Raw genomic sequence first — 6041 nt, forward strand, 5'->3', positions numbered from 1 at the left:
TACTTGCTCGGCGGTGAAAAGAACAAGGAGTTCCAACCATGAGTCGTGCTGTTACTACGTTGGCGCTGGTGCTCGGCGCGAGCCTGCTGTCGGCCTGTTCGATTCTGCCGAAAAGCGAACCGAGCAATGTCTACCTGCTGCCGGCTGCGCCGGCCGTGAATGCCAGCACAGCGGCGCCGGTGAACTGGTCACTGCGCGTGGCCAAGCCACAGGCGGTGATGGTGCTCGACAGTCCTCGAATTGCGGTGGTGCCTGAAGGCAGCGTGATCAGCAGTTACCAGGGCGCGCGCTGGAGCGACAACGGTCCGGTGTTGCTGCGTGATCGCTTGCTCGATGGCTTTCAGGCCGATGGGCGCATCCGCGAACTGAGCAGCGATGACGCCCAGTTGCAGGCTGACTTGGTACTGGTCAGCGACTTGCGGGCGTTCCAGAGCGAATACAGCGGCGGTCAGGTCGCCGTGGTCGTTCGTCTCGATGTGCAACTGGTGCAAGGCGCCAGCCGCAAAATTGTTGCCGCACGCCGCTTCGATATTCGTCAACCAGCCAGTAGTGCCGGTGTAGCCGATGTGGTGGCCGCGTTTGGCCAAGCGAGTAACAGCCTGAGCGCACAATTGGTGCCCTGGGTGGTGCAGCAGGGCGAGCACAGCCGCCAGCCCTGACGAGCGGTAGGGGAGAACGCCAGGTCGCAGCTAAAGTCGGTTATACCGATGGTCGATAAGAGCCAAGTACGCCGTCATTAGCGCGTAACTTTCTGACCGAAAGGTCAGGTGCTTTGTATACAATCTGTCCAGCTTTCCTCCCCCATGGCTTATACAGGTACGCTCCTATGCGCCTCTGGCAACGCAGTATTCAGTGGCAGTTAATCCTCAGCATGGGCGCCGCCCTGCTGGCCAGTATTCTGATTGTGGTGGGCATTTATGCCGCGGTGGTGAACCGCCTCGCGGAGAAAGCCTTGGTCGACCAAGCGTTGCCTGCCAGCGTTACGGCCATTGGCAACGACCTGGAACGCATCCTCACCGAACCCTTTACCGCCGCCCGCGCCATTGCCGAAAACAGCATGGTGCAGGAATGGCTGGCCAGTGGCGAAGACGCCAGCCAGCAAGAGGCGTTTGTACGTTACCTGCGCGGTGTGCAAACCCAGCAAAAAGCCCTGACCACCTTTATCGTTGCCGCTGGTACTGGCCACTACTTCACCGACAAAGGCCTGGACCGCACCCTCACCCGTGGCCCGACGGAGAACGCCTGGTTCTACGGCTTTGTCGATGGCAGCGACAACCGTGCGGTGCAGGTGGACACCGACAAAACCACCAACCAACCGACCTTGTTTATCAACCAGCGCATCAGCGCTAACGGTAAAACCATCGGCCTGGCCGGCTTGGGCTTTGGCCTGCAGGCCATGTCGGACCTGGTGCGCAATTTCAAATTCGGCCAGAAAGGCCGCATCTTTCTGGTTAGCGCCGACGGCAAGGTCAAGGTTCACCCGCAGTCGGAATTCAACGACAGTCGTCAACTCAGCGACCTGGTCGGTAGCGATGCCGCCAGCCAATTGCTGCAAGGCACCGACAAAGCCGTGCACTTCCAACGTGACGGCGAGAGCTACCTGGCCCTGGCGCGGCCGCTGAAAACCCTCGGCTGGCAACTGGTCAGCGAAGTGCCGGAAGCGGAAATCTACGCCGATGCCAACCAGGCGCTGATCACCAGCAGCCTGATCGGTTTGCTGGTGGCGTTGTTCTCCTTGGGCTTGGTGGTATTGCTGGCCCGTGGCCTGGTGCGGCCGATCAAGCAAGTCACCGCGGCGCTGGTGGAAATCGGTGGTGGTGGCGGCGACCTGACCCGGCGCCTGGACGAAAGCCGCCACGACGAACTGGGCGATCTGGCCCGTGGCTTTAACCGCTTTATTGGCAGCCAGCGTGACCTGATCAGCGCCGTGCTGGGCACCAGCGTCAAGCTGCGCACCGCCGTTGGCCAAGTCGCCACGGTGGTAGAAAACACCGCTGGGCGCGCCGGCCGTCAGCATGAAATGACCGATATGGTCGCCACCGCCGTGCATGAGATGGGCCTGACCGTGCAGGAGATTGCCCGCAACGCCAGCAGCGCCGCCACCACCTCGCAGAGCGCTCGGGACGAAGCGGTGCAAGCGCGGCAAGTCGTGGGCGGCTCGATCAAGCAGATCGAGAAAATGTCCGACGACATTGGCGAGGCGTCCGGGGCTGTTAGTGAACTGGCTAATGAAGTGGCGTCCATCGACCAAGTGCTGTCGGTGATTCGCGGCATATCCGAGCAGACCAACCTGCTGGCCCTGAATGCCGCGATTGAAGCTGCGCGGGCCGGGGAGATGGGCCGTGGTTTTGCCGTGGTGGCGGATGAAGTGCGCACCTTGGCCAGCCGTACCCAGGCCTCGACCGGCGAGATTCAACAAATGATCTTGCGCCTGAAAACCGGGGCGCAAGCGGCGGTGAGTTCCATGCAAGCAGGGCAGGCGGCGACCGGGGATGGTGTGCAATCAAGCCAGCGCACGGGCGAGTCGTTGGGCTCGATTACCGCGCAGATCGAACGCATCAGCGATATGAACACCCAGGTCGCGGCGGCGACCGAAGAGCAATCATCCGTGACCGAAGAGATCAACCGCAACGTGCAGGGCATTGCCGACTTGGCGCACGCGACGTCGGATGAAGTGCAAGGGTGTCGGCAGGATTGCAAAACCTTGTTGGGCTTGGCGGATGATCTCGGTAAGCAGATGGGCAGCTTTAGGCTCTAAACCGCCGCTGCGCAGATTACCGTTGGGGCTAAGAATCTGGGCCTCCGCCTGCGCGGGGGAGACGGAGGTTTTAGCCCTATCGCCGTCGTCCCCGCGTAGGCGGGGACCCAGAATGCTGAGTCATACGCAGTAGTTAACTGCGAACTTTTTGGTGGGAAGGCGGCGATCACGCCCCCAACAAACTCTGCCCACACACGCGCAACACCTGCCCCGTTACCGCGCCACTGCTGGGCTGGGCAAACCAGGCCACGGCCTCGGCCACATCCTGCGGTAAGCCGCCTTGCCCCATGGAATTCATCCGCCGCCCGGCCTCACGAATGGTCAGCGGAATGGCCGCGGTCATCTGCGTTTCAATAAAGCCCGGTGCCACCGCGTTGATGCTGATGCCGCGTTTGGCCAGCGCGGGCGCCCAGGCGTTGGCCAAGCCAATCAAGCCCGCCTTGCTCACCGCATAATTGCTCTGGCCCATATTGCCGGCAATGCCGCTGATGGAGGCGAGCAGCACGATGCGGCCGTTGTCGTTGAGCTTGCCGCCGTCGAGCAGGGCTTTGCTGAGAATCTCCGGGGCACGCAGGTTGACGTCGATGACCTGATCCCAAAACGCGTCGCTCATTTTCGCCAAGGTTTTATCGCGGGTAATACCGGCGTTGTGCACAACGATATCGACGCCATCGGGTAGCGCTGCCACTAGTTGTTCGGGTGCATCGGGCGCACAGATATCCAGCGCCACGCTGCGCCCACCCAAGCGTGCGGCTAGGGCATCAAGGGCGTCCTTCATCGCCGGTACATCCAGCAGCACCACGCTGGCGCCGTCACGGGCCAGGGTTTCGGCGATGGAGGCGCCGATGCCACGGCTGGCGCCAGTGACCAGAGCGATTTTGCCGCCAAGCGGACGGCTCCAGTCATGCACCTGGGTTGTGCAGGGCGCGAGGCGCACCACCTGGCCCGACACATACGCGCTTTTCGGTGAAAGGAAAAAGCGCAGGGCGCCTTCCAACTGGTCTTCCGCACCCTTAGCCACATAGAGCAACTGCACGCTACCGCCGCGGCGAACCTCTTTGCCCAAGGAGCGGGTAAAGCCTTCCAGCGAACGTTGTGCGCTGGCAGCAAACGGGTCTTTTAACGACTCCGGCGGGCGGCCCAGCACCACGATTCGTGGGCACAGATCCAAGCCCTTAAGCGCCGGCTGGAAAAACTCGCGCAGTTGCTTGAGCTCTTCGGCGCTGCTGATGGCACTGGCATCAAAGATCAGCGCTTTCAGCTTCGGCCCATGCTCGGCGGTCCAACGGCCCAAGCCAAACAGGCCGTCTGCGCTGGCAAAGGCCTGATCGGTCAGGCGATTCAAAAAGCCGCTGGCGGCCTCGGCCAATACGCCGCCATTGATCAGCAGCGCGCCCTCAACCGGCCGCATGCGCCCGGCCGTCCAGCGCTCCAGGCGCACCGGCGAGGGCAGGCCGAGGGCGCCGACCAGGCGGCGGCCAGTAGGGGAGTTGGCGAAGTTCAGGTAACGATCAGACATGGCAGAAGGCTCCAGCAGGAGAATCAAATGTAGGCCCACTCTACGCAGACCGGCAGCGTGCGCAATTGACCGTGCCGCTTGCGGTGTTGGCAAGGCGGCCAATGCGACAACTTAATGGCAAGCTAGTCTTGTGACCACGTAACCTCTGAGGAATCTCACATGACCCAGCTGCGCCGGGTCGCCATTGTCGGCGGCAACCGTATTCCCTTCGCCCGCTCCAACACCGTGTATGCCACCACCAGCAACCAGGAAATGCTTACCGCTGCCCTGGAAGGTTTGATCGAGCGCTACAAGCTGCACGGCGAAATCATTGGTGAAGTGGTGGCCGGCGCGGTGCTCAAGCATTCGCGCGACTTCAACCTGACCCGCGAGTGCGTACTGGGCTCGCGCCTGGCCCCGGAAACCCCAGCCTACGATATTCAACAAGCCTGCGGCACCGGCCTGGAAGCGGCGATTCTGGTGGCCAACAAAATTGCCCTGGGGCAGATCGACAGCGCCATTGCCGGCGGTGTGGATACCACCTCCGATGCGCCGATTGGGGTTAACGAAGGCCTGCGCAAAATCCTTTTGCAAGCCAACCGCAGCAAAAGCACCGGCGACAAAATTAAAGCCCTGCTGCAAATTCGCCCGCGCCATTTGGCCCCGCATATACCGCGCAATGGCGAGCCGCGTACCGGCTTGTCGATGGGCGAGCACTGCGAGCTGATGGCGCAAACCTGGTCGATTCCGCGCGATGAACAAGACCAGCTAGCGGTGGCCAGCCACCAGAAACTCGCCGCCGCCTACGCCGAAGGCTGGCAAGACGATTTGCTCACCCCGTACCTGGGCCTGACCCGCGACCAAAACCTGCGCCCGGATATCAGCCTGGAAAAACTCGCGACCCTGAAACCGGTATTCGAAAAAGGCCCGCGCGGCACCATGACCGCTGCCAACTCCACACCGCTGACCGATGGCGCTTCGGTGGTATTGCTGGCCAGCGAAGAGTGGGCCAAGGCGCGCGGGTTGCCGATCCTCGCCTATTTCCGCGATGGCGAAGCGGCGGCGGTGGACTTTGTTAACGGCAAGGAAGGCCTGCTGATGGCGCCGGTGTATGCCGTACCGCGACTGCTCAAGCGCAATGGCCTAAGCCTGCAGGATTTTGATTACTACGAAATTCACGAAGCCTTTGCTGCGCAAGTGCTGTGCACGCTCAAAGCCTGGGAGGACCCCGACTATTGCAAAACTCGCCTGGGCTTGGAGGGCGCGTTGGGCTCAATTGACCGCAGCAAAATGAACGTCAAAGGCAGCTCGTTGGCCGCTGGGCACCCGTTTGCGGCAACAGGCGGACGTATCGTCGCCAACCTGGCCAAGCTGCTGTCGGTGGCGGAAAGCGGCCGCGGGTTGATCTCGATTTGCGCGGCCGGCGGGCAGGGTGTGACTGCAATCATCGAAAAGTGATCTAAGCCTTGCCTAAGCAAAGCATCGCAAAGGCAGGATGTAGCAACTCCGTGATTCTCTTTTTATAAGAGCGCGGCATCGCCTCCCCCGGCGATGCCGTTTTTTTTGCCCGCAAGATCAACGGCCCCTCTCCCCAACCCTCTCCCGCGAGCGGGAGAGGGTTGGGGAGAGGGCCAGCCGTTACGCAGATCAGTGCCGTCGCAACTGGTACAGCCCCCGACTCTGCGCTACCACCTCGCCACTTTCATCCAGCAGCTCTAACTCCAGCACATACTCGGCTTTACCCATTTCACTCGCCTCGCTTTGCAGCCGCTCAATCTCCTCGGC

Annotated in this window: 4 protein-coding genes and 1 pseudogene; 3 read left to right on the forward strand and 2 right to left on the reverse strand. The window is 61.8% G+C overall.

Annotated features, from left to right (window positions below; all coding sequences use genetic code 11):
* The first annotated feature begins 38 nt into the window (after positions 1-38).
* Entirely contained in the window at positions 39-659 is a 621-nt protein-coding gene (locus tag AAAB16_RS25495) for an ABC-type transport auxiliary lipoprotein family protein (RefSeq protein ID WP_340665873.1), read from the forward strand.
* A gap of 167 nt (positions 660-826) precedes the next feature.
* Positions 827-2758 (forward strand): methyl-accepting chemotaxis protein, encoded by a 1932-nt coding sequence (locus AAAB16_RS25500; RefSeq protein ID WP_340665874.1) that lies wholly within the window; start codon positions 827-829, stop codon positions 2756-2758.
* A 166-nt stretch (positions 2759-2924) separates the two neighbouring features.
* On the opposite strand, the gene AAAB16_RS25505 is transcribed toward AAAB16_RS25500, so the two are convergent.
* On the reverse strand, positions 2925-4277 hold the full coding sequence (locus AAAB16_RS25505) for a 3-oxoacyl-ACP reductase (RefSeq protein ID WP_340665875.1): 1353 nt from the start codon (positions 4275-4277) through the stop codon (positions 2925-2927).
* Positions 4278-4436: 159 nt separating this feature from the next.
* Here AAAB16_RS25505 and AAAB16_RS25510 point away from each other — a divergent pair, with 159 nt between their 5' ends.
* Entirely contained in the window at positions 4437-5714 is a 1278-nt protein-coding gene (locus tag AAAB16_RS25510; protein WP_340665876.1) for an acetyl-CoA C-acetyltransferase, read from the forward strand.
* A gap of 189 nt (positions 5715-5903) precedes the next feature.
* Here the strand turns inward: AAAB16_RS25510 and AAAB16_RS25515 are convergent.
* Positions 5904-6041 (reverse strand): annotated as a pseudogene (locus AAAB16_RS25515) (thioesterase); the annotation flags it as partial.

The sequence above is a fragment of the Pseudomonas sp. genome (assembly GCF_037994325.1).
GTDB lineage: Bacteria > Pseudomonadota > Gammaproteobacteria > Pseudomonadales > Pseudomonadaceae > Aquipseudomonas.